The 26,329-nt window shown below is 64.3% G+C and carries 23 protein-coding genes; 12 read left to right on the top strand and 11 right to left on the bottom strand.

Annotated features, from left to right (window positions below; genetic code table 11):
- The first annotated feature begins 79 nt into the window (after positions 1–79).
- Entirely contained in the window at positions 80–847 is a 768-nt protein-coding gene (locus tag FZF13_RS09155) for a class II aldolase and adducin N-terminal domain-containing protein (RefSeq protein WP_024924370.1), read from the top strand.
- 9 nt (positions 848–856) lie between these two features.
- Here the strand turns inward: FZF13_RS09155 and FZF13_RS09160 are convergent, their stop codons facing one another.
- The 3 genes from FZF13_RS09160 to pncA all read right to left on the bottom strand — a co-directional run bounded on the left by FZF13_RS09160 (position 857) and on the right by pncA (position 3,645).
- Positions 857–1,489: an HAD family hydrolase gene (locus FZF13_RS09160; RefSeq protein ID WP_024924371.1), complete on the bottom strand. Its 633-nt coding sequence runs from the start codon at positions 1,487–1,489 to the stop codon at positions 857–859.
- 85 nt (positions 1,490–1,574) lie between these two features.
- On the bottom strand, positions 1,575–2,975 hold the full coding sequence (locus tag FZF13_RS09165; RefSeq protein ID WP_036255310.1) for a sodium:proton antiporter: 1,401 nt from the start codon (positions 2,973–2,975) through the stop codon (positions 1,575–1,577).
- A gap of 70 nt (positions 2,976–3,045) precedes the next feature.
- The gene (pncA, locus tag FZF13_RS09170; RefSeq protein WP_024924373.1) at positions 3,046–3,645 is read right to left on the bottom strand and encodes a bifunctional nicotinamidase/pyrazinamidase; all 600 of its coding nucleotides are present in this window, start codon (positions 3,643–3,645) and stop codon (positions 3,046–3,048) included.
- Positions 3,646–3,883: 238 nt separating this feature from the next.
- Between pncA and FZF13_RS09175 the strand changes: the two genes are divergently transcribed.
- The 6 genes from FZF13_RS09175 to FZF13_RS09200 are packed head-to-tail and all read left to right on the top strand — an operon-like array spanning position 3,884 to position 10,984.
- On the top strand, positions 3,884–4,744 hold the full coding sequence (locus FZF13_RS09175; protein ID WP_024924375.1) for an FAD binding domain-containing protein: 861 nt from the start codon (positions 3,884–3,886) through the stop codon (positions 4,742–4,744).
- The gene (locus FZF13_RS09180; protein WP_024924376.1) at positions 4,741–7,515 is read left to right on the top strand and encodes a molybdopterin-dependent oxidoreductase; all 2,775 of its coding nucleotides are present in this window, start codon (positions 4,741–4,743) and stop codon (positions 7,513–7,515) included. Before FZF13_RS09175 ends, FZF13_RS09180 begins: the two co-directional genes overlap by 4 nt.
- Positions 7,512–9,047 carry a 6-hydroxynicotinate reductase gene (locus FZF13_RS09185; RefSeq protein WP_024924377.1) on the top strand — a complete coding sequence of 512 codons (1,536 nt, stop codon included), beginning with the start codon at positions 7,512–7,514 and terminating at the stop codon, positions 9,045–9,047. Before FZF13_RS09180 ends, FZF13_RS09185 begins: the two co-directional genes overlap by 4 nt.
- Entirely contained in the window at positions 9,044–9,952 is a 909-nt protein-coding gene (locus tag FZF13_RS09190; RefSeq protein ID WP_024924378.1) for a UPF0280 family protein, read from the top strand. The genes FZF13_RS09185 and FZF13_RS09190 overlap by 4 nt, the downstream gene beginning before the upstream one ends.
- Complete coding sequence (locus FZF13_RS09195) at positions 9,945–10,529, top strand: amino acid synthesis family protein (protein WP_024924379.1); 585 nt, start codon at positions 9,945–9,947, stop codon at positions 10,527–10,529. The genes FZF13_RS09190 and FZF13_RS09195 overlap by 8 nt, the downstream gene beginning before the upstream one ends.
- On the top strand, positions 10,526–10,984 hold the full coding sequence (locus tag FZF13_RS09200; protein ID WP_024924380.1) for a MarR family winged helix-turn-helix transcriptional regulator: 459 nt from the start codon (positions 10,526–10,528) through the stop codon (positions 10,982–10,984). Before FZF13_RS09195 ends, FZF13_RS09200 begins: the two co-directional genes overlap by 4 nt.
- A 69-nt stretch (positions 10,985–11,053) precedes the next feature.
- Here FZF13_RS09200 and FZF13_RS09205 read toward each other — a convergent pair whose 3' ends face one another.
- Together FZF13_RS09205 and FZF13_RS09210 are read right to left on the bottom strand one after the other, a co-directional pair.
- Positions 11,054–12,748, bottom strand: a complete 1,695-nt coding sequence (locus tag FZF13_RS09205) for a hydantoinase B/oxoprolinase family protein (protein ID WP_036255305.1) — start codon at positions 12,746–12,748, stop codon at positions 11,054–11,056.
- Positions 12,745–14,817, bottom strand: a complete 2,073-nt coding sequence (locus FZF13_RS09210) for a hydantoinase/oxoprolinase family protein (RefSeq protein ID WP_024924382.1) — start codon at positions 14,815–14,817, stop codon at positions 12,745–12,747. Before FZF13_RS09210 ends, FZF13_RS09205 begins: the two co-directional genes overlap by 4 nt.
- A 199-nt stretch (positions 14,818–15,016) precedes the next feature.
- Between FZF13_RS09210 and FZF13_RS09215 the strand changes: the two genes are divergently transcribed.
- Positions 15,017–15,844 (top strand): ferredoxin--NADP reductase, encoded by an 828-nt coding sequence (locus FZF13_RS09215; RefSeq protein WP_024924383.1) that lies wholly within the window; start codon positions 15,017–15,019, stop codon positions 15,842–15,844.
- A gap of 56 nt (positions 15,845–15,900) precedes the next feature.
- Here FZF13_RS09215 and FZF13_RS09220 read toward each other — a convergent pair whose 3' ends face one another.
- From FZF13_RS09220 to FZF13_RS09245, 6 genes are all read right to left on the bottom strand, one after another.
- Complete coding sequence (locus FZF13_RS09220; RefSeq protein ID WP_024924384.1) at positions 15,901–16,899, bottom strand: ABC transporter ATP-binding protein; 999 nt, start codon at positions 16,897–16,899, stop codon at positions 15,901–15,903.
- A gap of 20 nt (positions 16,900–16,919) precedes the next feature.
- Positions 16,920–17,981, bottom strand: coding sequence for a Gfo/Idh/MocA family protein (locus FZF13_RS09225; protein ID WP_024924385.1), 1,062 nt, complete (start codon positions 17,979–17,981; stop codon positions 16,920–16,922).
- Between the two features lie 48 nt (positions 17,982–18,029).
- On the bottom strand, positions 18,030–18,869 hold the full coding sequence (locus FZF13_RS09230; protein ID WP_024924386.1) for a carbohydrate ABC transporter permease: 840 nt from the start codon (positions 18,867–18,869) through the stop codon (positions 18,030–18,032).
- Between the two features lie 10 nt (positions 18,870–18,879).
- Positions 18,880–19,803: a carbohydrate ABC transporter permease gene (locus FZF13_RS09235; protein WP_024924387.1), complete on the bottom strand. Its 924-nt coding sequence runs from the start codon at positions 19,801–19,803 to the stop codon at positions 18,880–18,882.
- A 231-nt stretch (positions 19,804–20,034) separates the two neighbouring features.
- Complete coding sequence (locus FZF13_RS09240; protein WP_024924388.1) at positions 20,035–21,294, bottom strand: ABC transporter substrate-binding protein; 1,260 nt, start codon at positions 21,292–21,294, stop codon at positions 20,035–20,037.
- Between the two features lie 24 nt (positions 21,295–21,318).
- A complete protein-coding gene (locus FZF13_RS09245; RefSeq protein ID WP_024924389.1) occupies positions 21,319–22,257 on the bottom strand; it encodes an N-acetylmuramic acid 6-phosphate etherase in 939 nt (312 codons plus the stop codon).
- A 199-nt stretch (positions 22,258–22,456) separates the two neighbouring features.
- Here FZF13_RS09245 and FZF13_RS09250 point away from each other — a divergent pair, with 199 nt between their 5' ends.
- The 4 genes from FZF13_RS09250 to nagA are packed head-to-tail and all read left to right on the top strand — an operon-like array spanning position 22,457 to position 26,305.
- On the top strand, positions 22,457–23,338 hold the full coding sequence (locus FZF13_RS09250; RefSeq protein WP_024924390.1) for a glucosamine kinase nucleotide-binding domain-containing protein: 882 nt from the start codon (positions 22,457–22,459) through the stop codon (positions 23,336–23,338).
- Positions 23,335–24,123, top strand: a complete 789-nt coding sequence (locus FZF13_RS09255) for a GntR family transcriptional regulator (RefSeq protein WP_024924391.1) — start codon at positions 23,335–23,337, stop codon at positions 24,121–24,123. Before FZF13_RS09250 ends, FZF13_RS09255 begins: the two co-directional genes overlap by 4 nt.
- Positions 24,120–25,151, top strand: a complete 1,032-nt coding sequence (locus tag FZF13_RS09260) for an SIS domain-containing protein (protein ID WP_024924392.1) — start codon at positions 24,120–24,122, stop codon at positions 25,149–25,151. The genes FZF13_RS09255 and FZF13_RS09260 overlap by 4 nt, the downstream gene beginning before the upstream one ends.
- Entirely contained in the window at positions 25,148–26,305 is a 1,158-nt protein-coding gene (gene nagA, locus FZF13_RS09265) for an N-acetylglucosamine-6-phosphate deacetylase (RefSeq protein ID WP_024924393.1), read from the top strand. The genes FZF13_RS09260 and nagA overlap by 4 nt, the downstream gene beginning before the upstream one ends.
- Positions 26,306–26,329: the final 24 nt, after the last annotated feature.

Genomic DNA, 26,329 nt, shown 5'->3' on the forward strand with positions numbered 1-26,329 from the left:
GATCGGGCTGGATCAGCGCTTTCCCGTTGCCGCTGCGGCCTGGACACGGCATTCTCGGCGTCTCAGGGAGAAAACAACGATGAGCCTCGCGCGCCTGCAGAAGGAAACACCAACCAATTTGCCCTTCTATGAAGAGCGCGTCGATCTTGCCTGCGCGTTCCGCTGGACGGCGCGGCTCAACATGCACGAAGCCGTGGCGAACCATTTCTCGCTGGCCGTCAACGATGACGGCACGCGCTTCCTGATGAACCCCAACCAGGTGCATTTCTCGCGCGTCAAGGCAAGCGATCTGCTTTTGATCGACGCCAACGATCCCGAAACGCTGGAAGGCCCCAACGCTCCCGATCCGACCGCCTGGGGCCTGCACGGCGCCATCCACCGCCGGGTGCCGCATGCGCGCTGCGTGATGCACGTGCATTCGATCCATGCCACCGTACTCGCCTCGCTGGCCGACTCGACATTGCCGCCGATCGACCAGAACACGGCTGGTTTCTTCAACCGCTATGTCGTCGACGGGCATTATGGCGGCCTGGCTTTCGAGGAAGAGGGCGAGCGCTGTTCGCAGCTGCTGGCCGATCCCAAGCACAAGGTGATGATCATGGGCAATCACGGCGTGCTGGTGATCGGCGATACGGTGGCGGATGCCTTCAACCGCATGTTCTATTTCGAACGGGCGGCCGAAACCTACATCAAGGCCCTGTGGACCGGGCGGCCGCTGCGCGTGCTTTCCGACGCGATCGCCGAAAAGACGGCCGCCGAAATGGACGACTATCCCGGCCAGGCCGAACGGCATCTGGCGGAGTTGAAGGCAATCCTCGACGAGCAGGAACCTGTCTACCGCAACTGACGCGTTGCGTCAGAGGCCGAGTTCGGCGCGCAATTCTTCCGGTGTGAGTATAGCAACGGCGCCTGCCGGACCGGGCATCGGCTTCTCCGGCCAGAAGATCGTCTTCATGCCGGCGGCTAGGCCGGACATCGCCCCGGTCGTGCTGTCGTCGATGGCCACGGCGTCCTTGGGATCGACACCGAACAGCCAGGCAGCGCGCAGGAACGGCTCCGGGTGAGGCTTGCCTTCGCGCACGTCGTTGCGACTCACCGTCTTCATGCCGGCATGGGACAGGCCGACGGCGCCGAGATTGGCGTCGACGATCATGCGGTCGGAATTCGAAACCACCGCCTGTGGCACCCCGCGCGCCTGTAGCTCGCGGTAGATCTCAATCGCGCCCGGTCGCGGCTGCAGGCCGCAGACATTGGCGAGATAATAATCGTATTTGCGGGCGATCCACTCGTCGAAGGGCAAGGCGAGGCCGAATTCATCGCGCATCATGTCGTAGACGAAGGCGGCGGTCTTGCCGAGCACCCGCTCGTGCAGATCGGCGGGCGCGGTCAGGCCGACACCGCGCATGGCGGAAACCAGCGCCGCATCATGCAATGGCTCGCTGTCGACAAGCGTTCCGTCCATGTCCCAGAAAACGGCTTTCGGCGTCATCGGCGATCCTTTCGACGCTGCTTCATAGAGGATTTGCGCAGCGTGACAACGGCTAACGCGCCCAGTGCGGCTATTTCCGCGAACCTCAGCGGAAGAAAACGAAGCCGATGACGACGAAGGCCGGAATGAGTATCGCGCCGGACCATAGCATATAGCCGAAAAAACCGGGCATCTTGACGCCCTGGTGGCGCGCGATGGCATAGACCATGAAATTCGGCGCGTTGCCGATATAGGTGTTGGCGCCCATGAAGACGGCGCCAGCCGAGATCGCGGCCAAGGTCTTCGCCAGCCCCGTCATCATGTGTTGCGCGTCACCGCCGGCCAGTTCGAAGAAGACGAGATAGGTCGGCGCATTGTCGAGGAACGAGGACAAGGCGCCGGTCAGCCAGAAATAGGCGAGATTGTCGGGCGCGCCATCCGCCCCGGTCACCAGGGCAACGAGCGGCGCCAGCCCGCCGTTGGTGCCCGCCTTGAGGATGGCGATCACCGGGACGATACAAACGAAAATGGCGGCGAACAGTTTCGCCACTTCGGCGATCGGCCCCCAGGCGAAGCCGTTGGCCTGGCGGTATTCCTTGCGCGACACCGCCAGCGACAGCAAGGCCAGCGCCATTATCAGTGCGTCACGCACCAGGTTCTGCAGTTCGACCGCGACACCCAGCACGGAAAGCTCGACGCCCGGCTTCCAATAGGCCGACAAAAGGATCGCGCCGATGACACCGGCCAGCAGCGGCAGATTGGCCAGGCCACGGATGCGCACCCTGGAATCCGGCGTCGGGTCCTTGATTTTTGGCTGCCCGGCCTCGCGCCGATGCAAGACCAGATCAAGCGCCAGAAAAGCCGCCAGAACGATGACGCCGGCAAGCAAGGTCTGCTGCCAGATATGCGTCGTCGTCCAGAAGAAGTCGACGCCGCGCAGGAAACCGACGAACAGCGGCGGGTCGCCGAGCGGCGTCAGCGCGCCGCCGATGTTGGAGACCAGGAAAATGAAGAAGATGACGACATGGGCGTTGAACGGCCGGTTGTCGTTGGCGCGGATGACCGGGCGGATCATGATCATCGACGCACCGGTGGTGCCTACCACGGAAGCAAGCAGCGCGCCCAGCAGCAGGAGGCCGGCGTTGACGAGCGGCGTGCCATGGATGTTGCCGGCGACCAGAATGCCGCCGGAAATGGTGAACAACGCAAACAAAAGCACGATGAACGACAGATATTCGGTGATGAGCGTGTGCAGAACGGCATTCACCGCCAGCCCCGGTCCAAAGACCAGCGCCAGTGGCACGACCACAAGCACGGCCCAAAGCCCGGCGATCTTGCCGTAGTGATGTTCCCACAGATGGTGGAACAGCAATGGTCCGGTGGCGATCGACAAAAGCAGTCCGGCAAACGGCAAGGCCCACCACAACGACATCGTCGTTCCCGGCAAACCCTCGGTAGCCGAGGCCGGCGCCGCTGCCAAAACACAGCACGCGACCAGCGCCACAATCTTCGAAATATGCACCCTCCCCCAGCCCTTCACTTGCTTCAGCCGACTGCGTGCCGTTGCCTGGACACCATCAGACCAAGGTGACGCCAGCGGCTCGCATGCGCCCGAGCATGGTGTCGACCGAACCATTCAGGTCGATGCCACGGCAGGCGTCGAGGCGTACCGTCGTGGCAAATCCCTGTTTAGCGGCGTCGAGTGCGGAGAAGGCCACGCAGAAATCCGTGGCGAGACCGACCAGCGTGATCGCGCCGATGTTGCGCTCGCGCAAATAGCCGGCAAGGCCGGTCGGCGTGACATGGTCGTTCTCGAAGAAGGCGGAATAGCTGTCGATGCCCGGGCGAAATCCCTTGCGGATGATCAGTTCGGCCTTGCTCCAGGCCAGGCCCGAATGGAAATCCGAGCCGATGCTGCCCTGGATGCAATGGTCCGGCCACAGGGTTTGCGGCCCGTAGGGCATTTCGATCATTTCGAAAGGCTGCTTGCCCGGATGGCTGGAAGCGAAGCTGGAATGGCCGGCCGGGTGCCAGTCCTGCGTCATCACCACGTGCTCGGCATTGCGGATCAGGTCGTTGACCAACGGGACGATCTCGTCGCCGCCCGTCACTGCAAGAGCGCCACCGGGACAAAAGTCGTTCTGCAGGTCGACGACGATCAGCGCTTCATCAGCCATGGAGCCACCTTTCAGCCAATTGGGAGGCCGCCTTGGCGACCGGGGTGCAGAAACTCGACCAGATGACCGCCGGCGTCAACCTCCAACGCCCGCGACCGTCATCGAAGTCGATGCACCACCTGTGCTTTGACAAAGACCACCATGCTGATATCATTTGCATACGAATGAATTTGCCGGCGATGCACCGGCCGATCTTCAGGGGAAAAGGCCTCTTTCGAGAGGCACCGGGAAGGCAGGCGTGATCCGTTACGCGAAACCCGCCACACTCGACCAGGCGCTCACGCTGCTCGGCGAAACCTCGTGGCGCGTGCTTGCCGGCAGCACTGATTTCTACCCTGCGCAAGGCAACCGCCCGATCCGCGAAAACATTCTCGATATCAACGGCATTGCCGCCCTGCGCGGCGTGACCGAGACCGACACGCATTGGCTGATCGGCGCCCGCACGACCTGGAGCGATATCATCCAGCAGCCGCTTCCCGCAGCCTTTGACGCACTGAAGCAGGCGGCGCGCGAGGTTGGTTCGCCACAGATCCAGAACGTCGCAACGATAGCAGGCAATCTGTGCAACGCCTCGCCCGCAGCCGACGGCGTACCGGCCTTGCTTACGCTCGACGCCGAGGTGGAATTGCGATCGCAAGCATCTAGTCGTCACCTGCCGCTCTCCGCCTTTGTTCTTGGCAACCGCCGCACCGCGCGTAAACCCAACGAACTGGTCACTGCAATCCGTGTGTCCAAGGCAAGTGCGACCGGGACATCGGCCTTCGTCAAGCTCGGTGCACGGCGCTACCTGGTGATCTCGATTGCCATGGCGGCGGCAAGGCTGATCATCGACGACGGCATCGTCCAGCAGGCGGCGATCGCGGTCGGGGCGTGTTCGGCCGTGGCGACACGGTTGCCGGACCTGGAACGGATGCTCGTTGGCCGCCCCGCGGATCGGCAGCTCGCCGATATTGCCAACATCGCCCCGATGCCGCAGCTGTCGCCAATCGACGATGTCCGCGGCTCCGCCGGCTACCGGCTGGAAGCGGCGCACCGGATCGTCGCCCGCGCGATCGACAGCGCCGCTGGCCTGCCGCACCAGACGGAGGTGGCGGCATGAGTATGGAGCGCGCCGACATCACCTTCCTGGTCAACGCCGCGCCCGTCACCGTCAGCGTGCCGCCGGTCTCCCGACTGTCTTGCGTTCTGCGCGACGAGTTGCGGCTCACCGGCACCAAGGTCGGCTGCGATGCCGGCGATTGCGGCGCCTGCACCGTGCTGGTCGACGGCCAACCTGTCTGCGCCTGCCTGACGCCGGCCGCCGCCGTCGCCGGGGCGGCGGTGACCACGGTCGAGGGGCTGGCGAATGGGCGCCTGTCGGCGCTGCAAGCGTCGTTTCTCAGGCACGGCGCGGCACAATGCGGCATCTGCACGCCCGGCCTGCTGGTGACCGCGACGGCGTTGCTGGAGAAAAATCCGCACCCCAGCGAGGCGGAGGTGCGGGATGCGCTGGGCGGAATCCTGTGCCGCTGCACCGGCTACCGCAAGATCATCGCCGCCGTCATGGACGTGGCGGCGATGGAACTTGCCCACCGCGACACCGATCTCGATTTCCGCCTGCCGGAGGCTGGAAAGGCCGTTGGCGCCTCGCCCATTCGGCTGGATGGCGTGCCGAAAGTAACAGGCGCCGAAAAGTTCGGCGGCGATTCCTTTCCCGAAAACGCGCTGGCAGTGCTTGTGCTGCGCTCGCCGCACCACCATGCCCGCTTCGCCTTTGGCGATCTTGATGCCTGGGTAAAGGCACATCCCGGCGTGGCCGGCATTTTCACCGCCGCCGACATTCCGGGAAGGAACCGGTTCGGCGTCATCCCGGCTTTTGCCGATCAACCGGCGCTGGCGGAAGGCATGGCGCGGTTCCGTGGCGAAGCGGTGGCGCTGATCGCGGCCGAACGCGCGGTCGCCGGCGATCTCGACCTCGGCGATTTTCCCATCGAATGGGCGCAGGAACCACACACGCTTTCGATGGAAGAGGCCCTCGCCGACGGGGCGAGTTTGATCCATCAGGATCGCGTCGCCAATCTGCTGACCAAGGGGCTTGTCGAGCGCGGCACGCCGGAGGAAGCCCTCGCGCAGGCCTTCATCACCGCATCGAGCCGCATCGAAACCTCTTTCGTCGAACACGCCTATATCGAACCGGAGGCCGGTTTTGCCTATCTGGACGGTGACACACTGGTCGTCGTGGCCTGCACGCAGGCGCCCTATATGGACCGCGACGATACTGCCCGCGTCCTCGGCATGCCGGCCGAAAAGGTGCGCATCGTGCCGACGGCGACCGGCGGCGGCTTCGGTTCCAAGCTCGACATCTCCGTACAGCCGCTGATCGGCCTGGTAACGCTGAAGACCGGCCGACCGGCGGCACTCGCCTTCACGCGCACCGAATCGATGATGGCGACGACCAAACGCCACCCGGCGATCATGCGGGCAACGGCCGGCGCGAGCGCGGACGGCATCATCAGCGCCATGGTGTTCGACGCAGACTTCAACACCGGCGCGTATGCGAGCTGGGGACCGACGGTCGCCAATCGCGTGCCGGTGCATGCGAGCGGCCCCTATGCGACGCCGCACTACCGGGCCGAAGGCCGTGCCATTCACACCAACGGACCAATTTCCGGCGCTTTCCGTGGCTTCGGCGTGCCGCAGGCAACGATCATACAGGAGGCGCTCTACGATCAGCTGGCCGACCGGCTCGGCATCGACCGGCTGGCCTTCCGCCTCCGCAACTGTCTTCGGAACGGCTCCGAAACGGTTACCGGCCAGAAACTGGAGGCGGGTGTGGGCATCGGGGCCTGCCTTGAAGCGCTCGAACCGCATTGGGCGCGCGCCATGAGCGAGGCCGAGGCCTTCAATGCCGGCGAGGAGGCGAGACATTTCTCGAGGCGGCGCGGCGTCGGCATCGCCTCCTGCTGGTATGGCTGCGGCAACACCTCGCTGCCCAACCCGTCCACCATCAGGGTTGGCATATCGCCGGCCGGAACCGTTATCCTGCATCAGGGTGCTGTCGACATCGGCCAGGGCTCCAACACCGTCATTGCCCAGATCTGCGCGGATGCGCTGGGGTTGCCGCTGGAAGCGTTTGTCTTGAAGGGCGCGGACACCGCGATCTCGCCGGACGCCGGCAAGACATCCGCCTCGCGCCAGACCTTCGTCACCGGTAAGGCAGCCGAAAAGGCCGGCCGCACGCTGCGCGAAAGCATGCTGCGTTATGCCAATGTCTCCGATGCCGCGTCGTTTTCCCTCGATGGTGGCGCGCTTGTCATCCGCGAGGGCGATGCACGGCGTCGCATCGATCTCGTTGGCCTTCCGGCGGACGCGGACGGTTTCGTGTTCCGGGCCGAGGGGACCTACGACCCGCCCACCTCGCCGCTCGACGCCAAGGGACAAGGCAGTCCCTATGCCGTTTATGGCTACGGCGCGCAGATGGCCGAGCTCGAGGTGGATCTCGCGCTGGGCACGGTGAAATTGCTGAAGATCACCGCGGCCCACGATGTCGGCAAGGCGATCAACCCGATCCTGGCCGAGGGTCAGATCGAAGGCGGTATCGCACAAGGTATCGGCATGGCGCTGATGGAAGAATACATTCCCGGCCGCACCGAGAACCTGCACGACTATCTGATCCCGACCATCGGCGACGTGCCGCCGATCGAGACGATCCTGGTCGAGGTTCCCGATCCCGAGGGGCCGTTTGGCGCCAAGGGGCTGGGCGAACATTCGCTGATCCCGACCGCGCCAGCCATCCTCAATGCCATCCGCCACGCCACCGGCGTGACGATGACGAAGGTGCCGGCGACGCCGTCGCGGGTGCTCGCGGCAATCCAGGCGGCATCGCGATGAGCGAACTGGCCGAACGCTTCGAAACCCACGACCCCGGCGAGAAGTCGGTTGCGGAGAAGATCCGCTGCGATGCCTGCCCGGTTATGTGCTACATCGCCGACGGTCGCAGCGGCGCCTGCGACCGCTATGGAAATCGCGACGGCCGCATCGTGCGGCTCGATCCGCTGACGATCCTCGACCATGCCGCAGAGACCGGGCAGCCGGTTGTGCCCTTCGGCGCCGAGGGAGAAGCCTGGGCCGGCGAACTCGTCAACACCGGCCGGCGCTTTGTGACGGCGATCGGTGCTGGCACCACCTATCCCGACTACAAGCCGGCGCCATTCATCGTCAGCCAGGAGGTCGAGGGCGTCGATCTCGTCACGGTAGTGACCGAAGGCATCTTCTCCTACTGCGGCGTCAAGGTGAAGATCGACACCGACCGCCATATCGGCGACGAGACGGCAACCGTGCGGTCGGCGGGCGAAGCGATCGGCCATATCACCACCGGCGAATACGGTTCGCAGATGCTGTCGCTCGGCGGCGTGCATCATCTGACCGGCGGGTCCAAGGCGGAAGGCCGTGCCACTTGCGACGCGCTTCTGGCATTGTGCAACAAGCAACCGGTCGAGCTTACCATCGACGGCGGTGCCAGCATCGTCGTGCAGGCAGGCAAGGCGCCGGTAATCGACGGCCAACTGGAACAGCGCATGCGGGTCGGTTGCGGGTCGGCCACCATCGGCATGTTCGCGGCGCAATGGCGCGGGCTGGTCGACGAGGTCGTCGTCGTCGACGATCACATCACCGGCGTCGTTTCCGAACACCAGGCGGGCAAGGTGCTGGGCTGGGCCGACACGGGCATCCGCATCATTGGGCGCCGCTCGACGCCCGGCCGCTATTTCAAGGTATCGGAACCCGGGCTCGGCTGGGGCGGCACGACCATCGACGACCCGCTGTCCATTCTGGGTCCATGGAACGCGGCGAAAGGCGCGCGGCCGGGCCTGTCGCTGCTGATGGTCTCCACCACCGGCGAGCAGTTTGCCTATTACGAACTGGACGAGGCATTGCGACCGATTGAAAAACCGTTCCCGGAGCGGCTCGGCAAATCGGTCTCGCTCATTGAGGAGAATTGTGAACCGGCGCTGTGTACGGTGCTGTTCGTCGGCGGCGCCGGCGGCAGCCTGAGAGCCGGCGTGACCGAAAACCCGGTCAACTTGACCCGCTCCGTGCAACGTCTGGAAACCTATGTCACCGTCGGAGGCGCCCCGGTCTATGTCTGGCCGGGCGGCGGTATCACCCTGATGGTCGACGTCAGCCGCGTGCCGGACGGTGCCTTCGGCTACGTGCCGACACCGGCGCTGGTGGCGCCGATCGAATTCACGCTGCGCCGCGACGACTATCTGAGGCTCGGCGGCTACGAGGCGGAAATCCGCAGCCTTGCCGACGTCTTCGCGCATGGCGGCGAATATCTTAACGCGCGCCGCAGCGCCGCTGCGCCAGGCGAAAATCCCTGGCCACCGCTGGTGCAGTTGCGACAGGGCGGAAGCGCGCGATGAACGCCCCCGAAGCGCACTGGCTGGCCGATGGGCGCCGGCTTCATCTCCATCATGGGCCGATAGACCTGATCATCGAAGCCTTTGGTGACGGGACCGAAATGCGGGTCGCATATGAACAGGCGGCGGCACGCTTCCAGACGATCCTGCCCGAACTGGTGACCGAACTGCCGGCACTACGGCAACCGTCCGCGTTAAAACCTCGCGATTTCGCCGACCCCACCGCGCGGCGTATGGAGGCGGCGGTGTCGCCGCTGGCAAGAACCTTCATCACGCCGATGGCCGCGGTTGCCGGATCGGTCGCCGACGAGGTACTGGCAGCGATGCTGCGCGGCCGCAATCTCCAACGCGCCTATGTCAACAATGGCGGCGACAGCGCGTTGCACCTCGCGCCGGGCCAATCGATGACACTGGCCATTGCCGGAACCGGACACGGCTTTTCCGACCGCATCCTGGTGCGCGCCGAAGACGCCGTGCGTGGCATTGCGACCAGCGGCTGGCGCGGCCGCTCCTTTTCGCTCGGCATTGCCGACGCGGTGACGGTTCTGGCACGCAATGGCGCCGAGGCCGACGCGGCGGCAACGCTGATTGCCAATGCCGTCGACCTGCCCGGCCATCCAGCAATCTCCCGGCGTCCAGCGCTTGCTCTGGCCCCCGACAGCGATCTCGGCGACCGGCTGGTCACGACCGGCGTCGGGACGCTCTCGCGCCAAGAAACCGCCAAGGCACTGGACAGTGGCCTGGCCGTCGCCGAAGACTTTCGGCAGCGCGGGCTGATCGAAGCAGCGGCCTTGTTTCTCAACGGCGCGGTCGCGGTCAGTGGAGAGATCGAACCGACCTCCCACTGCGACCACTCGCCATTCCTTTCAACCGACAGATCGACCGCCAAGGACCCAGCCCATGCCTGAATTTCCCATTCGAAAAATCGCCGTGCTGAGCGAGGAGATCATCCATGACGGCGGGCCGGCGGCGAATATGCCGCGCCGCCGCGCTGCGGCCATGGCCTTGGTCAAGAACCCCTTTGCCGGTCGCTATGAGGAGAAGCTGCAAGGCGCCATGGACGACCTGAAACCTCTGGGGCTGCTGTTGACGGATCGACTGATCGCCGCACTCGGCGGCGACGCGCATATCATTGACGGCTACGGCAAGGGCGCCATCGTCGGCAGCGCCGGCGAATTGGAACATGGTGCGCTGTGGCACGCGCCGGGCGGCTATGCGATGCGCGAACGGCTGGGCGAAGCCAAGGCGATCGTGCCCTCGGCCAAGAAGGTGGGAGGCTTCGGCGCGCGGCTCGACGTGCCGATCGGCCATATCAACGCCGCCTATGTGCGCTCGCATTTCGACGCCATGGAGATCGGCATCGCCGACGGGCCTCGCCCCGACGAAATCCTGTTCTGCCTTGTCATGACCTGCGGGCCGCGCATCCACAACCGCATGGGCGGCCTGGAGGCCAAGGACATCAAGTTGTGGGACGGCCAAAGATGACGGCCAGCAAGGCGCCGCTGACGCTCGTCGACCACGACGAGGCGGATGAAATCTATCATCTGCAAGACCAGGTCGGCTTCGTGCTGCGCAAGGCGCACCAGCGGCACCTGTCGATCTTCGCTTCGCGTATCGCAGACCTGACGCCGCCGCAATTCGCGGCGCTGGCCAGGCTCCACGAGGTTGGCGAAACCTCGCAGAATCAGCTCGGCCAGATGATTGCCATGGATGCCGCCACCGTGAAGGGGGTCATCGACCGGCTGAAATCGCGCGGCTATGTCGATCTCAAGAAACACGAGACTGACAAGCGGCTGCTTTTGGTGTCGCTGACGGCTGCCGGGCGTAAGGCCATCGAACAACTCATACCGTTGGCGAAGGCCATCACCGGCGAGACCCTGGCGCCGCTGTCGGCCAGGGAGGCGGCGCAGTTCCTGCGCCTGCTGGCCAAGATCGCGTAATCCACCGCTTCGTGTGCTGCGCCCGGGTGCATCCGACGGACGTCAGCCCGAAGCTGACGGTTGTTCGCGCTACGGCTCGATGCCGAACATCTTCTTCGCCTGGCTTGCCGTGTAGTAGCCCTGCGCCACATCGTGGCGGACCGCTTCGGGATCGCGCTTGCGCGGATCGCCATAACCGCCGCCGCCGGGTGTCTCGACGCGAACGCGGTCGCCCGCCTTCAGCGGGATGTCCTGTTCCTTGGAAAGATGCTGCGGCACATGCTCCTTGCCATCGCGGATCACCGTCACCGTGTTGACGGCGCCGTCGCGACCGCCCAGCACGCCTTGCGGACCAAAGCGGCCGTGATCCATGACGAAAGAGGCACGCGCCTCGCCACGCAGCAACTCGACCTCATAGGCCAGCCCGAAGCCGCCACGATGGCGCCCCGCGCCGCCGGAGCCTTCACGCAACGCGTAGTGACGGTAGAGCACCGGGAAAGCCTGTTCCATGATCTCGACCGGCGGCGACTTGGAAATGCCAATGGTCGAGCAGCCGTTGGCAAGCCCGTCGTGACGGGCGTTGCCGCCATAACCGCCGCCGGAAATCTGGTACATGACATAGTCGCGGCCGCGAGCCGGATCGTGGCCGCCGAGCGCGAAATTGCCGCTCGACCCAGCAGGCGCCGCCGTCACCTTGTCCGGGAGTGCCTGCACCATGGCCGCGAAAACCGCTTCCGCGATGCGCTGCGAGACTTCCGCCGCGCAACCGGAAACCGGGCGCGGATAGCTGGCATCGAGGAAAGTGCCTTCCGGGCGCTTGACGATCAACGGCTCGAAAGCGCCGGCGCTGATCGGCACATCCGGAAAGATATGGCGCATGGCGAGATAGACCGACGACAGCGTCGTGGCGAGCACGCTGTTCATCGGCCCGGCGCAGGGTTTCGATGAACCTCCGAAATCGAAAGTCAGCGTGTCGCCCTTCTTCTCCACGGCAAGCGCGATGGTCAGCGGTTCGTCGACGACGCCGTCGGAATCGACATAGGCCTTAGAGCGGTAGATGCCATCGGCGATGGCCGCTATGTTGGCACGCATCTGCTCGGCGGCGCGCTGGCGTAATTCCGCGACCGCTGCAGAGACGGTTTCGTCTCCGTAACGATCTAGGATTTCGTTGAGCCTGTCCTGCCCGACAAGCAGGGCGGCGGCCTGCGCTTTGATATCGCCGATGCGCTGGTCGGCGACACGGATGTTGGAACAGATGATGGCGTAAATCTCGGGATCGAGCACGCCTTTCTTGAACAGCTTGACTGGCGGCAGGCGCAGCCCTTCCTGTTCGACGGCGGTGGCGGAGGCGGAAAAACCGCCTGGCACGGCGCCACCAATATCCGGCCAATGGCCCGTGTTGGAGAGCCAGCAGAAGATCGCGCCGCCGCGATAGATGGGCATGGCGAAGCGCACATCCATGAGATGCGTGCCGCCGAGATAAGGATCGTTGACGATGTAGATGTCGCCCGGTTCCGGTGGCAGGCAGCGGCCAGCGGCGATCATCTCGATGACGATCCGGGTTGAGTACTGCATGACGCCGACGAAGACCGGCAGGCCTTGCGAGCCTTGCGCGATCAACGCGCCGTCAACGGCCGAATAGATGCCGTCGGAACGATCGTTGGCTTCAGCGATGACCGGCGAGAAAGCGGCGCGCGAAAAGGTCAGGTCCATCTCGTCGCAGACCTGCTGCAGACCCGCCTGTATGACGGAAAGTGTAATGGCATCGAGGCTGATATGCGTCATCGGCTGCCCACCTCGACGATCAGATTGCCGTCGGCATCGCTGGTTGCCCTGTCGCCCGGCTCGAGCACGGTGGTGGCATCCATCTGCTCGATGATCGCCGGGCCCTCGATCTCCGCCTCGAGTGGCAGTTTTTCGCGGGCATAAACCGGCGTGTCGCGCCAGACGCCGTCATACCAGACCAGGCGAACCTCGGCGCGGGCCTCGGCCAGCTTGCTGGCGCGGCCAGCGGGGTCGATCAGCGTCGACAGATCGATCTGCGGCCGCACACCGGTAACCGAGGTGTTCAGATTGACGAGATTGGCGCGGATTTCCGGCAGCTCGACCTTGAAGCGGACAAAATAGGCCTTTTCGAAAAGCCCCTGCAGGGTGGCGCGGTCGACCCGCGCCGATGGCAGCGGCACATTGATCAGGTGGGTCTGGCCGACGAACTGCATGTCAGCGGAATGGCTGACGCGGACCGCCTGTGGCTTCACCGCTTCCTTGGCGATCAGGCTTTCACCCTCGGCGCGATGCGCCTCGAGGATCTGTTCCACGCGCTTTTCGTCGATGCTGGCGACGGGCTGGTTCAGCGTGTTGACGAAGTCGTGCCTCATATCGGCGACGACGCAGCCTAGCGCATTGGTGATGCCCGGCCGTGCTGGCACCAGCACGCGCGGCAGGCCAAGCTCGCGCGCCAGCGCGCTGGCGTGCAACGGACCGGCCCCGCCGAAGGCGAACAGCGTGAAGTCGCGCGGGTCGTGGCCGCGGCCAACCGACACCATACGGATGGCGCCTGCCATCTTGATATTGGCCAGCCTCAGCACCGCGCCGGCCGCCTCGACGCCGGAGAGGCCGGTGAACAGGCCGATCTTGTCCTCGAATATCCGGGTCACGCTTTCGACGCTGACAGGATTGTCGACGGCGAGCAGTTTTTTCGGCGCCAGGCGACCGAGCACCAGATTGGCATCGGTGATGGTTGGCAGCTTGCCTCCGCGCCCGTAGCAGATCGGGCCGGGACTGGCACCGGCGCTTTCCGGCCCGACGCGGATCAGGCCGGCCGCGTCGACACGCGCGATCGAGCCGCCGCCGGCGCCGACCGTGTGCACAGCCACCATCGGCACGTGGATCGGCATGGCGTATTCCAGCTCGATCTCGTTGGAGACAGCCGGTTCGGCATCGCGGATCAGCGCCACATCGGTGGAGGTGCCGCCCATGTCATAGGTGACAAGGTTACGGTGGTCGGCACGGCGACCGGTATAGGCGGCGGCGATCACACCGGAGGCCGGACCAGACATCACCGTCTTGGCGGCTTCGTGGGCGACGAAACGCGCCGAGATCATGCCGCCATTGCCGTTCATGATGAGGAAGTCGCGCTTATAGCCCTGGCCGGCGAGTTCATCGCGCAGCCGGGCGACATAACGCTCAAGGATCGGCTGCACGGCGGCGTTGACGGAGGCCGTCACGCCGCGCTCGAATTCGCGCGCTTCGGACAAAAGCGTGTGACCGACGGTGATATGGCCGTTCGGCCAGAGCTCGGCGGCGATCTCGGCGGCGCGGCGCTCGTGCAGCGGGTTGGCATAGGAATGCAGGAAATGGATGACGAGCGATTCACAGCCTGCCGCCAGCAACCAACGTACCGCATGCCGCACACCCTCCTCGTCAAGCGGGACACGCACCCGGCCCGACGCTTCCACGCGCTCGTCGATTTCGAGACGCAAGAGACGCGGGATAACCGGCTCGAAGGTACCGGTCATACCATAGGCCTGCGGCCGGGTGCGCCGGCCGAGTTCGATGATGTCGCGGAAACCAGCCGTTGTGATCATGCCGGTCCGGGCCAGCCTGCGCTCCAGCACGGCGTTGGTAGTGGTGGTGGTGCCGTGGACGATCAGGTCAATGTCGGCGGGGCTGACGCCGGTGGCGCCGAGCGCCGAGACGACGCCGAAGGCCTGATTGTCGAGCGTGGTCGGCGTCTTGGCGATGCGGACCTTGCCGCCATCGCGGCCATCGATCAGGATCAGGTCGGTAAATGTGCCGCCAACGTCGATGCCGGCGACGACATTGTCCGATTGCGCCGGAACTTTCTCATTCATCGCCGAAATCCGAAAAGTCCGAACTGCCGATGAAGGCCAGTTTGGAAAGGCGTTCCGCGGCACGATCTTGACGCTAAGATCATTTGTATACTAATAGATTTCCGTTACAAGAGCCTGCCCCTAGACAATGCCGAGGCATATCGGGACCCGCAAAAGCGGCGCGCAGGAGAGCCCCAGGCAGCAGGAAAAGGTTGGTTCTATGAGCACCGCTTCCGCCCAGAGCACGGATGCAGCCACGCCGTTGCAGTTCCCTATTCCGGCGAACGTTTTTGCTGAAAAGGTCGTTTCGGTGAAGCACTACACCGACCGGCTGTTTTCCTTCCGTATCACCCGGCCGCAATCGTTGCGTTTCCGCTCCGGCGAGTTCGTCATGATCGGCCTGCCGAATGCGGAGAAGCCGGTATACCGCGCTTATTCCGTGGCGAGCCCGGCATGGGACGAAGAGCTCGAATTCTTCTCCATCAAGGTGCCGGACGGCCCGCTCACCCAGCACCTGCAGAAGATCCAGCCCGGCGACACCATTTTGATGCGCCACAAGGCGACCGGCACGCTGGTGCTGGACGCACTTACCCCGGCCAAGCGCCTGTTCATGATCTCGACCGGCACCGGCATCGCGCCCTTCGCCAGCCTGCTGCGCGACCCCGATACCTACGAGAAGTTCGAGCACGTCTATCTCACCCACACCTGCCGCGACGTGGCCGAGTTGGCCTATGGCCAGGAACTGGTGGCAGCGCTGGCGGAGGACCCGCTGATCGGCGAATTCACCAACGGGCGCGTGACGCTCTACAATTCGACGACGCGCGAAACCTCCGAGCGTATGGGCCGCATCACGGCGCTGGTCGGCTCCGGCAAGTTCTATACCGACCTCGGTATCGAGCCGCTGAACCCGGAAACCGACCGCATCATGATCTGCGGTTCGATGCACATGCTGAAGGACGTCAAGGAAATGGCTGAAAGCCTTGGCTTCGTCGAAGGCTCGCTGAGTGCTCCAGCCACCTTCGTGGTGGAACGCGCCTTCGTCGGCTGATCGATGGTGGTTGCGACGTCAACCGCTCGAAGAAATGGCGCCCGAGGGCGCCATTTTCATTTCACAGCCTTGCCGTCCGCATCGAAACGGTAGGTCTTGGCCGGATCCGGCGTGGCATAAAGCGTCGACCCCGGCTCGGCGTTGTAGACGCCGAAGATGCGCACCGTGATCAGGCCGGCTTTTTCGCAATCGAGATAGACATTGGTGTCGGCACCGAGATGTTCGGTGTGCACGACCGTGCCTTTCCACGAACCGGACTTCGGATCGACGGTCAGATGTTCCGGGCGCACGCCGATGGTCTTGACGGTTTCGCCCAGCCGCGCGCCGTCAACGAAGTTCATCTTCGGCGAGCCGATGAAACCGGCGACGAATTCATTGGCCGGCGACTGGTAAAGCTCCATCGGCGCGCCGATCTGCTCGATGCGGCCGGCATTCAGCACCACGATCTTGTCGGCCAGCGTCATTGCCTCGACCTGGTCGTGAGTGACGTAGATCATCGTCGCCTTGAGCCGGCGGTGCAGCTGCGCGATCTCGAGACGCGTGTTGACGCGCAGCGCGGCATCCAGGTTCGACAGCGGCTCGTCGAACAGGAACAGCTTCGGCTCGCGCACCACGGCGCGGCCGATGGCGACGCGCTGGCGCTGGCCACCGGAAAGTTCGGCCGGGCGGCGCTTGAGGTAGGGTTCCAGCGAAAGCATGGCGGATGCGGCGCCGATACGCTTGTCGATCTCGGCAGCCGGCTCGCCAGCCTGCTTGAGGCCGAGCGCCATGTTGTCGCGCACGCTGAGATGCGGATAGAGCGCATAGGTCTGGAACACCATGGCGATACCGCGCTTGGCCGGCGGCGTCGAAGTGACCTCCTGGCTATCGATCAGGACGCGGCCGGAGGAAGCGTCCTCCAGGCCGGCGATGACACGCAGCAGGGTCGACTTGCCACAGCCCGACGGGCCGACGAAGACGACGAATTCGCCATCCTTCACGTCGAGGTCGATGCCCTTCAGCACGTCCACCGGCCCGAAGGATTTCTTCACATTCTCGATCTTCAGAGAGCCCACGGCTGTTCCTCGCTCGATTGCTAGAGTTTGACGGGATTGCCGGTGCGCACGCTTTCGTCGGCGGCAAGGCAGACGGCAAGCGAACGCACGGCATCGTCCATGTGGCGGGTGAGGTCGACATTCTCGCGAATGGCTTTCAGCACGAAAGCCTGTTCGAAATCGCACAATTCCTGGTGGCCCGGTTCGCCTTCCATGGAAAGCAGTTCGTCGGGTTTCAGGAACTTACCGTCGGCACCGGTCGCGGCCTGGTGCAGGCGGATGGTCGAGGTCTTGGTATGGGTGTCGATATCGTCCGACTTCACACCCTCGGCCATGACGATCGACACGCAGCCCTTCGGCGACATCACGTCCTTCACGAAGAAGGCGGTCTCCGAGATCATCGGGCCCCAACCGGCCTCATACCAGCCGACCGAACCGTCCTCGAACAGCACCTGCAAGTGACCGTAATTGTACATGGAGGGCGCCACCTCATCGGAGAGGCGCACGCCCATGCCACGCACTTCGACGGGCGCGGAATCGGTGATCTGCAGCATGACGTCGAGATAATGGACGCCGCAATCGACGATCGGCGAGGTGGTCTGCATCAACTGCTTGTGCGTCTGCCAGGTATGGCCGGACGACTGCTGGTTGAGGTTCATGCGGAACACATAAGGGCCGCCCAGCTTGCGGGCCTCGGCGATCAGCCGCACCCAGGACGGGTGATGGCGCAGGATATAGCCGATCACCAGCTTCTTGCCGTTGGCCTTGGCGGCGTCGACCACCCGGCGCGCATCGGCGACCGTGGTGGCCAGCGGCTTCTCGACGAAGACATGGCAGCCAGCCTCGAAGGCGTGCACCGCATAGTCGGCATGGCTGTCCGAATAGGTGGCGATGCAGGCAAGGTCCGGTTTCTCGTCGCGCAGTGCGTCCTCGAACGAACGACGGATCTCGTGACCCGCCAGCCCGCCGGGCAGCGGCACGTCCGAACGGTTGACGAGGGCCGCAATCTCGAAGCCCGGATTGTTGTAGTAGGCCAGCGCGTGGCTGCGGCCCATATTGCCCAGGCCGGCAACGACAACGCGGAGGGGTTTGGTCGAAGTCACTTTGATGTCCTGTGTCGGGTTTCTTTGTTGTTGCTTTGAGGACGGCGCTTACTTCACCGCGCCTGAGGTGATGCCGCGGATGAGCTGCCGCGAGAAGATCAGATAGAGGACCAGCACCGGCAGGATCGCCAGCGACAGCGCCGCCAGGATAGCGTTCCAGTTGGTAACGAACTGGCCAAGGAAGATCTGCGCGCCGAGCGTCACCGTCTTGGTGGCCTCCGACGGCGCCAGGATCAGCGGGAACCACAGATCGTTCCAGATCGGGATCATGGTGAACACGGCGACCGTGGCCATGGCCGGGCGGACCAGCGGCAACACCAGCCTGAAGAAGATCGTGTATTCGGAGAGCCCGTCGATGCGGCCGGCATTTTTTAGATCGTCCGACACGCCCTTCATGAATTCCGAAAGAATGAAGATAGCGAGCGGCAGGCCCTGTGCGGTGTAGACCAGGATCAGTGCCGTCAACGTGTTGACCAGCCCCGAAGCCACCATCAGCTGCAGGATGGCGACAGTACCGAGGCGGATCGGGATCATGATGCCGAGCGCCAGGTACAAGCCCATCAGCGTGTTGCCGCGGAAGCGGTATTCCGACAGGGCGAAGGCGGCCATGGCGCCGAACAGCAGCACGAAGAACAGCGAGACGACGGTGACGATCAGGCTGTTCTGGAAATAGAGGAAGAAATCGCCCTGGCCGAACACGGTGGTGTAGCCGATCAGGTCGAAGGTCTTCGGCGTCGGCGGCGTCAGCGGCTGCTGAAAGATCGCCTGGCGCGACTTGAACGAGTTGATGACGACGACGAAGACCGGGAACAGCGCGATGACGGTGTAGGTCAAAAGGATCGCGTGCGCGCCGATCGTGCGCGGCAGGGAAGAGGTGGCCTTACTCATCGTGACGCCCTCAGAACTGGTAGCGGCGCAGGCGCCGCTGCACGAGGAAGAGATAGAAGCAGACGCCGATCAGGATGATCAGGAACATCATGGTGGCGATGGTGGCGCCCATGTTCGGATCGCCGACCTGCAACTGGAAACCGAAGAAGGCGCGATAGAGGAAGGTGCCCAAGATATCGGTCGAGTAGTTCGGCCCGGCCAAGGCGCCCTGCGCGGTGTAGATCAGGTCGAAGGCGTTGAAATTGCCGACGAAAGTGAGGATCGAGATGATGCCGATGGCAGGCAGGATCAGCGGCAGCTTGATCTTCCAGAACTGCGACCAGCCGGTGACGCCGTCGCATTCGGCCGCCTCGATCACCTCTTCCGGGATGGACAGAAGCGCTGCGTAGATCAGCATCATCGGGATACCGACGAACTGCCAGACCGAGATCAGGCTGAGTGCGGTGAGCGCGTATTCTTCCTTGCCGAGCCACGGCGTGAACAGGCTTTTCAGGCCGACCATGCCGAGCAGGTCGGGTGCCACGCCCCAGATCGGCGACAGGATCAGCTTCCAGGCGAAGCCGACGATGACGAAGGACAGGATCGTGGGGATGAAGATCGCGGTACGGTAGAAGGCGGTGAAACGCAGCTTCGGGCTGGAGAGCAGCGCCGCCAGCATGACACCGATCGGGTTCTGCACCAGCATGTGGATGATGAAGAACCAGACATTGTTCTTCAGCGCGTTCCAGAAATTGAACGACCAGTTGGGGTCGCCGAACAAGGTGCGGAAGTTGTCGAAGCCGACAAAGGTTTGCACCTGCTCGATGCTACGGAACAGCGAGAGCTGCAGCGTGCCGAACAGCGGCAGGATCATAACGGCCGTGTAGACGAGCACCGCCGGCGCCAGGAAGACGCCGATGTGCAAACGGAACGGTTTTTTCGATGCTGCAGCCATGAGTTCGGTCCTTACCGCCTCGGGTGTCGCCGTCAAATTGTGAGAATGCCGCCCCTCGCCTGCCCGCCGAGATTTTCCCCGAACATCCGGGGAAACGACAGACATGAAGCCGGCGCCCCTTCTCCAGTCTTCAAAGGAAGAGCGTAAGGGCGAGGAACCGCGCCGACAATCAGAATCTACAGTTCGGGACAGGCCGGGCCGCGATAAACGCGGCCCGGTCGTTTCACAGTCTTACTTCGCCGGCTTGTACCAGCTGTCGAGACCCTTCTGCAGCTTACCGGCTGCGACTTCCGGGGTGTCGGTGCCGTTGATGACGTTGGCCGATTCAACCCAGGTCTCGTTTTCGAGGTTCGGCGTGCCGCGCGACAGAACCTGATAGGTCGAGCGGATCGTCGGCTTGCACTTCTCGCGCCAGGAGACGAATTCCTGCGCCAGCGGATCCGCCATCTTCACCGGCGCGGAGTTCAGGCTGAAGAAGCCTGGCAGCGCGTTGGCATAGATGCCGGCGAATTCCGGCGAGGCGACCCAGGTCAGGAAGGTTTTTGCCGCGTCGGCGTTCTTGCTCTTGGCGTTGAGGCCGATGCCGATGTCGGTGTGGTCGGAGATGTAGCAGGTGTCGCCTGCCTTGCCGACCGGCGGCGGGAAGGCGCCCATCTTGAACTGCGCCTGGGTGTTGAACAGGCCGATCTCCCACGAGCCGGCCGGATAGATGGCGGCGCGGCCGAGCGTGAAGAGGTTCTGGCTGTCCGGATAGGTCTGCGCCTCGAAGCCGTCGCCGAGATAAGGCTTCCACTTGACGAGTTCGGCATAGGGTTCGACCCAGTCCTTGTCGGTCAGCTTCTGCTTGCCGGCGATCAGAGCGAGACGGCCCTCTTCACCCTTCCAGTAGTTCGGACCGATGTTCTGGTAGCCCATGGTGGCGGCTTCCCAGAGGTCCTTGGTGCCCATCGCCATCGGGATGTAGGTGCCGTCGGCCTTGATCTTGTCGAGCGCGGCGAAGAATTCGTCGCGGGTCTGCGGCACCTTGAGGCCGAGCTTGTCGAAGGCGTCCTTGTTGTAGATGAAGCCGTGGATGACCGAGGCCATCGGCACGCAGAAGGTGGCCGAACCATCGTCGGTCGACCATGCGGACTTGGCCACGCTGGAGAAATTCTCCATGCCGGACAGCTTGGTCAGGTCGGCGAGATCGCCCTTCTTGTAGAGTTCGAGCGACTTGTCGAACGGACGGCAGGTGATGAGATCGCCGGCCGAACCAGCGGCGAGCTTGGCGCCGAGAGCGGCGTCATACTCGGTCGGCGCCGACGGCGCGAACACCACCTTGATGCCGGGGTTCTTCGCCTCAAAGGCCGGGATCAGCTTGTCCTTCCAGATGGCGAGGTCGTCACCGCGCCAGCTTTCGATATTGAGCGTGACATCAGCGGCGGAAGCGGTCCCGGCCAAGCCGAGTACGCTGGAGCCCAAAAGTAATGCCGTAAGAAGTTTCGTCTTCATGCTCAGTCTCCCTGTTGACCTTTTTCAGGTTCGGTTTTGACGAGATGGGAGACTTTCGCCTCCCTGCTCTCCTCTGATGGCGGAAAGGGCCGGCCTCAACCTCTGGCCAGTCTTCTCCAGTATCTTCTCGGCAGCATCGACGCTGGTGGCGCCGGCAGCGAGCAGAATGGCGGTCTTGACGGCGCCGCCGCTCATTTCGAGCGACCGTTCGGCATCGCCGCGGTCGCGCCCGGTGACGGCGGCGACAATCCGGGCAGCGCGATCGCGCAGTTTGGCGTTGTCGGCGAGAAGATTGACCATATAGCCGTCATGGACATGGCCGAGATGGATGGCGGCCAGGGTCGACAGCATGTTGAGCGCGATTTTCTGGGCGGTGCCTGCACCCATGCGGGTGGAGCCGGCGATGACTTCCGGCGGCGTCTTCAAGAGGATCGCGACATCGGCGGCCTGCAGCAGCGGCGTCTCGCCATTGTTGGCCACGGCGATGGTTGCCGCGCCGCGACGCTTGGCTTCCAGCAATGCCCGTACGGCATAGGGGGTCGAGCCGCTGGCCGACAATGCTATCAAGCAATCGTTCTTGCCGATATTAGCACCTTCAACGGCTTCGGCCGCCTCGCCCTCGTCGTCCTCGGGGCCACCGGCGAGAGTCTGGAATGCTTCCTGCCCACCGGCAATCAGGATGGCGATGCGACTGCGGTCGATGCCGAACGTGCCCGGCAATTCGAGGGCGTCGGCCAGAGCCATCAGGCCGGAACTGCCGGCCGCGGCATAGACGAGCTTGCCACCCGCATTCAAACGATCGGCGATCAACGCAGCTGCGGAGGCAATGGCGGGGATGGCCTCACGGACAGCGGACGCAGCCTCGATCTGGGCTTCCGCAAGCGAAGCCAAAACAGCTTCCGGAGCCCGGACATCCAGGCCTTCCGCGTCGCGATGCTTCGCTTCGGTGCGCTTCTGCGCCATTCCAATTCCTCCACCTTTCTCGACAATACCAAAAAAATACCACTTGTCCACATGCATTAGCAATTTCGCAGCAATTTCCTTTCTGACCAAACTAAATCATCCTATTTTTCATACAGTTACCGCTTTTTGAATCGAACCACAAATTTGTTCTTGGCTATTGGTATTTTATTGGTATTATCAACCGAGAGGAGATTTCAGCGTGACTTTCGTGCTCGGCATCGATGGCGGCGGCACCAGCTGCAGGGCGGCGCTGGCAACGGCGGACGGCGCGATCCTGGGTCGCGCCAAGGCCGGTGCCGCGAACATCCGTAGTGATCTAACCGGCGCCCGCACCAACATCGTCGAAGCCGCCAGGCAAGCGTTTCTCGCGGCCGGCGAAGACCCCGATTTGATCCCGCAGACACCAGCCGTGCTCGGATTGGCCGGCGCCAATGTCGGCACCTACAAGCAGCAACTCGAGGCGATCCTGCCCTTCAGCCGTTCCAGCGTGGAGACGGATGCCGAGATCGCGCTGGAAGGCGCGGTCGGTTCCGGCGACGGCGCCATGGCGATCCTCGGCACCGGCACCGCCTATATGGTGCGCAAGAACGGCAAGTCGCGACCGATCGGTGGCTGGGGTTTTCAAGTGGGGGACCAGGGTAGCGGCGCACGCATCGGGCGCGACCTGCTCGAACAGACCCTGCTCGCCTATGACGGCGTCCGCGAGCCATCGCCGCTGACCGCCGAAATGATGGGCGTGTTCCGCAACAACCCGCAAGACGTGGTCGAGTTCACCACCAACGCCAAGCCCGGCGACTTTGGCGGCTTCGCTCCGAAGGTGTTCGACTATGCGGCCAAGGGAGACGCCGTCGCCACCTGGATCGTCGACAAAGCGGTCGCCGACGTGGAGGCCTCGCTCGGCGTACTCGGTCTGGAAGCTGGCGATCCTCTCTGCCTGCTCGGTGGCCTTGCTCCGCTCTATGCGCCGCGCCTTTCCGAGCGCCATCGCGCCTTGTTGAAGACGCCGCTCGACGATGCGCTGGGCGGCGCGGTGCGCATGGCGGTGCGCATGTTCGCCGCCCCGGTCGAGGCTGCGCGATGAGCGACGCCGGCGACGCCATCTTTGCTTCGCTGAAACAGGCTTCGCAAAGCGGTGCGCCACTTTACCTGCAGCTTCGCCGCAGCATCGAGGATGCCGTCAATCGTGGCGCGATCGGCCCGGGCGACGCACTGCCTTCGGAGCGCGACATCGCCTCCATGGCCGATATCTCTCGCGTTACCGTGCGCAAGGCAGTGCAGGATCTGGTCAAGGGCGGCATTCTCGTCCAACGTCATGGTTCCGGCACCTTCGTGGCGCCCCGCATGGAGCGCGTCGAGCAGTCGCTGTCGCGGCTCACCTCCTTCACCGAGGACATGGCGCGTCGCGGCAAGGCGGTGCGCTCGACCTGGCTCGATCGCGGGCTCTATGCGCCCTCGCCCGAAGAGATGATGGTGCTGGGACTGGCCGCCAGCGAGATGGTAGCGCGGGTGGCACGCCTGCGCATTGCCAACGATACGCCGCTGGCGATCGAGCGCGCCTCGCTTTCGGCCAGCGCCTTGCCCGATCCGACCGCGGTCGGCTCCTCGCTCTATGCGGCGCTGGAGGAACGGGGCAGCCGGCCGGTGCGCGCCGTGCAACGAATTTCCGCCGTCAATCTCAACGAGGCCGACGCGCGACTGCTCGAAGCGCCGACCGGCTCCGCCTCGTTGCGCATCGAGCGCATATCCTATCTCGCCAGTGGCAAGGTGATCGAATTCACCCGGTCGGTCTATCGCGGCGATGCCTATGACTTTGTCGCCGAGCTCAGGCTTGGCGTAACCAACGACGACACTGGAGTACGGCCATGACAACAACAAAAACCCATATGCGCCGCGAGGTCGAGGAGATTCCGGACGCTACCGCTCGCTTGCTCGACAAGTCCGGCAAGGTACTGAGCGAGGCCGGGCGCGGCATCCGCGAGCGCGACCCGAATTTCATCGTCACCGTGGCGCGCGGCTCGTCCGACCACGCCGCCACCTTCATGAAATACGCGGTCGAGCTGACCGCCGGCCTCGCAGTCGCCTCGGTCGGCCCGTCGGTCGCCTCGATCTATGGTGCGAAGCTCAGGCTGAACGGCTCCGCCTGCCTGGCGATCTCGCAGTCGGGCAAAAGTCCCGACATTGTCGCCATGGCCGAAAGCGCCAAGGCACGCGGTGCACTGACGATCGCGCTGACCAACACCGCCGATTCGCCGCTGGCGCGGGCCGCCGACTATGCGATCGACATTCTGGCCGGGCCGGAACTCAGCGTCGCGGCCACCAAGACCTTCGTCAATTCCGCAGTGGCCGGCCTCGCGCTGATGGCGCACGCCACCAGCGACGAAGCGCTGATCGCGGCGCTGAAGCAATTGCCGGAACGGTTCCGTGAGGCGGTCGCCTGCGATTGGTCGCCGCTGACTGCGGCGCTGGATGGGCACAATTCGTTCTTCATCCTCGGTCGCGGTCCGTCTTTCGCGATCGCCTCGGAGGCGGCACTGAAGTTCAAGGAGACCTGCGCCGTGCACGCCGAAGCCTACAGCGGCGCCGAGGTGATGCATGGGCCGATGGCGCTGGTCGGCCCGACATTCCCGGTGCTGGCGCTGGCCGCTCGCGACGCGTCGGAACCCTCGCTTGCCGCCGCGGTGGACACGCTGGCCAACAAGGGCGCCTCGGCCTTCATCACGTCGAAGCTGGCCAAGAACGCCATCATGCTGCCGCATGCCGCGACCGGGCACCCGCTGACCGACCCGCTGACGCTGATCGTATCCTTCTACGCCTTCGTCGAGGCCTTCGCCCGCCACCGCGGCCTCGATCCCGACACCCCGCCGAACCTGCGCAAGGTGACGGAGACGGTATGAGCAAGACTCTCGCACTCACCGGCGCCCGCATCTTCGACGGTGCCGACTGGCATGACGATGCCGCGCTGGTCGTCTCCGGCGGCCTGGTGGAGGCGATCGTCGGCCGCGATGCCGTTCCGGCGAATGCCGAAACTATCGATCTCGGCGGCGGCTTGCTGGCGCCGGGCTTCGTCGACCTTCAGGTGAACGGCGGCGGCGGCGTCATGCTGAACGACCATCCGGACTTCGCTTCCATAGAGACGATCTGCCAGGCCCACGTGCCTTTCGGCACCACCGCGCTTTTACCAACGCTGATCACCGACACGCCCGAGATCACCGCTGCGGCGGTCACTGCCGGCGCGGAAGCAGCCAGACGTAAATTGCCTGGCTTCCTCGGCCTGCATCTGGAAGGGCCGCATCTGTCGCTGGCGCGCAAGGGTGCACACGACCCGAAGCTGATCCGCCCGATGAACGACGCCGACCAGGCGGCGCTGATCGCAGCCCGGGCGAAGCTGCCGGTATTGCAAACGACGATCGCTCCGGAATCGGTCACGGCCGCGCAGGTGGAGGCATTGGCCAAGGCCGGCATCGTCGTCAGCCTTGGCCATTCCGACACCGACTATGCGACAGCGACCGCCTATGCCGACGCCGGCGCTTCCATGGCCACGCATCTGTTCAACGCCATGAGCCAGATCGGCAATCGCGAGCCGGGGCTGGCCGGTGCCGCCGTCGACAGCGGCAAGGTCTTCGCCGGTCTGATCGCCGACGGCATCCATGTGCACCCCGCGACAATCGAGATCGCGCTGAAGGCCAAGCAGGGTCCGGCGCGCATCTTCCTGGTCACCGACGCTATGGCAACGATCGGCACCGACATGACCTCGTTCACGCTGAACGGCCGCACCATCTACCGCAAGGATGGCAGTCTGCGCCTGGCCGACGGCACACTGGCCGGCGCCGACCTCGACATGATCTCGGCAGTGCGCTTCATGCACAAGGTCGTCGGCATCGAGCTGGCGGAAGCGCTGCGCATGGCCTCGCTCTACGCGGCCGAGGCTGTCGGACAGTCGCACCGACTCGGCCGACTCGCCAAGGGCACGGCGGCCGACATCGTCGCACTTACCGACGATCTCGGCATGAAGGGTGTCTGGATCGGCGGCAACAGGGTGTTCGGTTAGTTACGCCGTCGCCGCCGGGATGAG

It is taken from the genome of Mesorhizobium terrae (assembly GCF_008727715.1).
Classification (GTDB): domain Bacteria; phylum Pseudomonadota; class Alphaproteobacteria; order Rhizobiales; family Rhizobiaceae; genus Mesorhizobium; species Mesorhizobium terrae.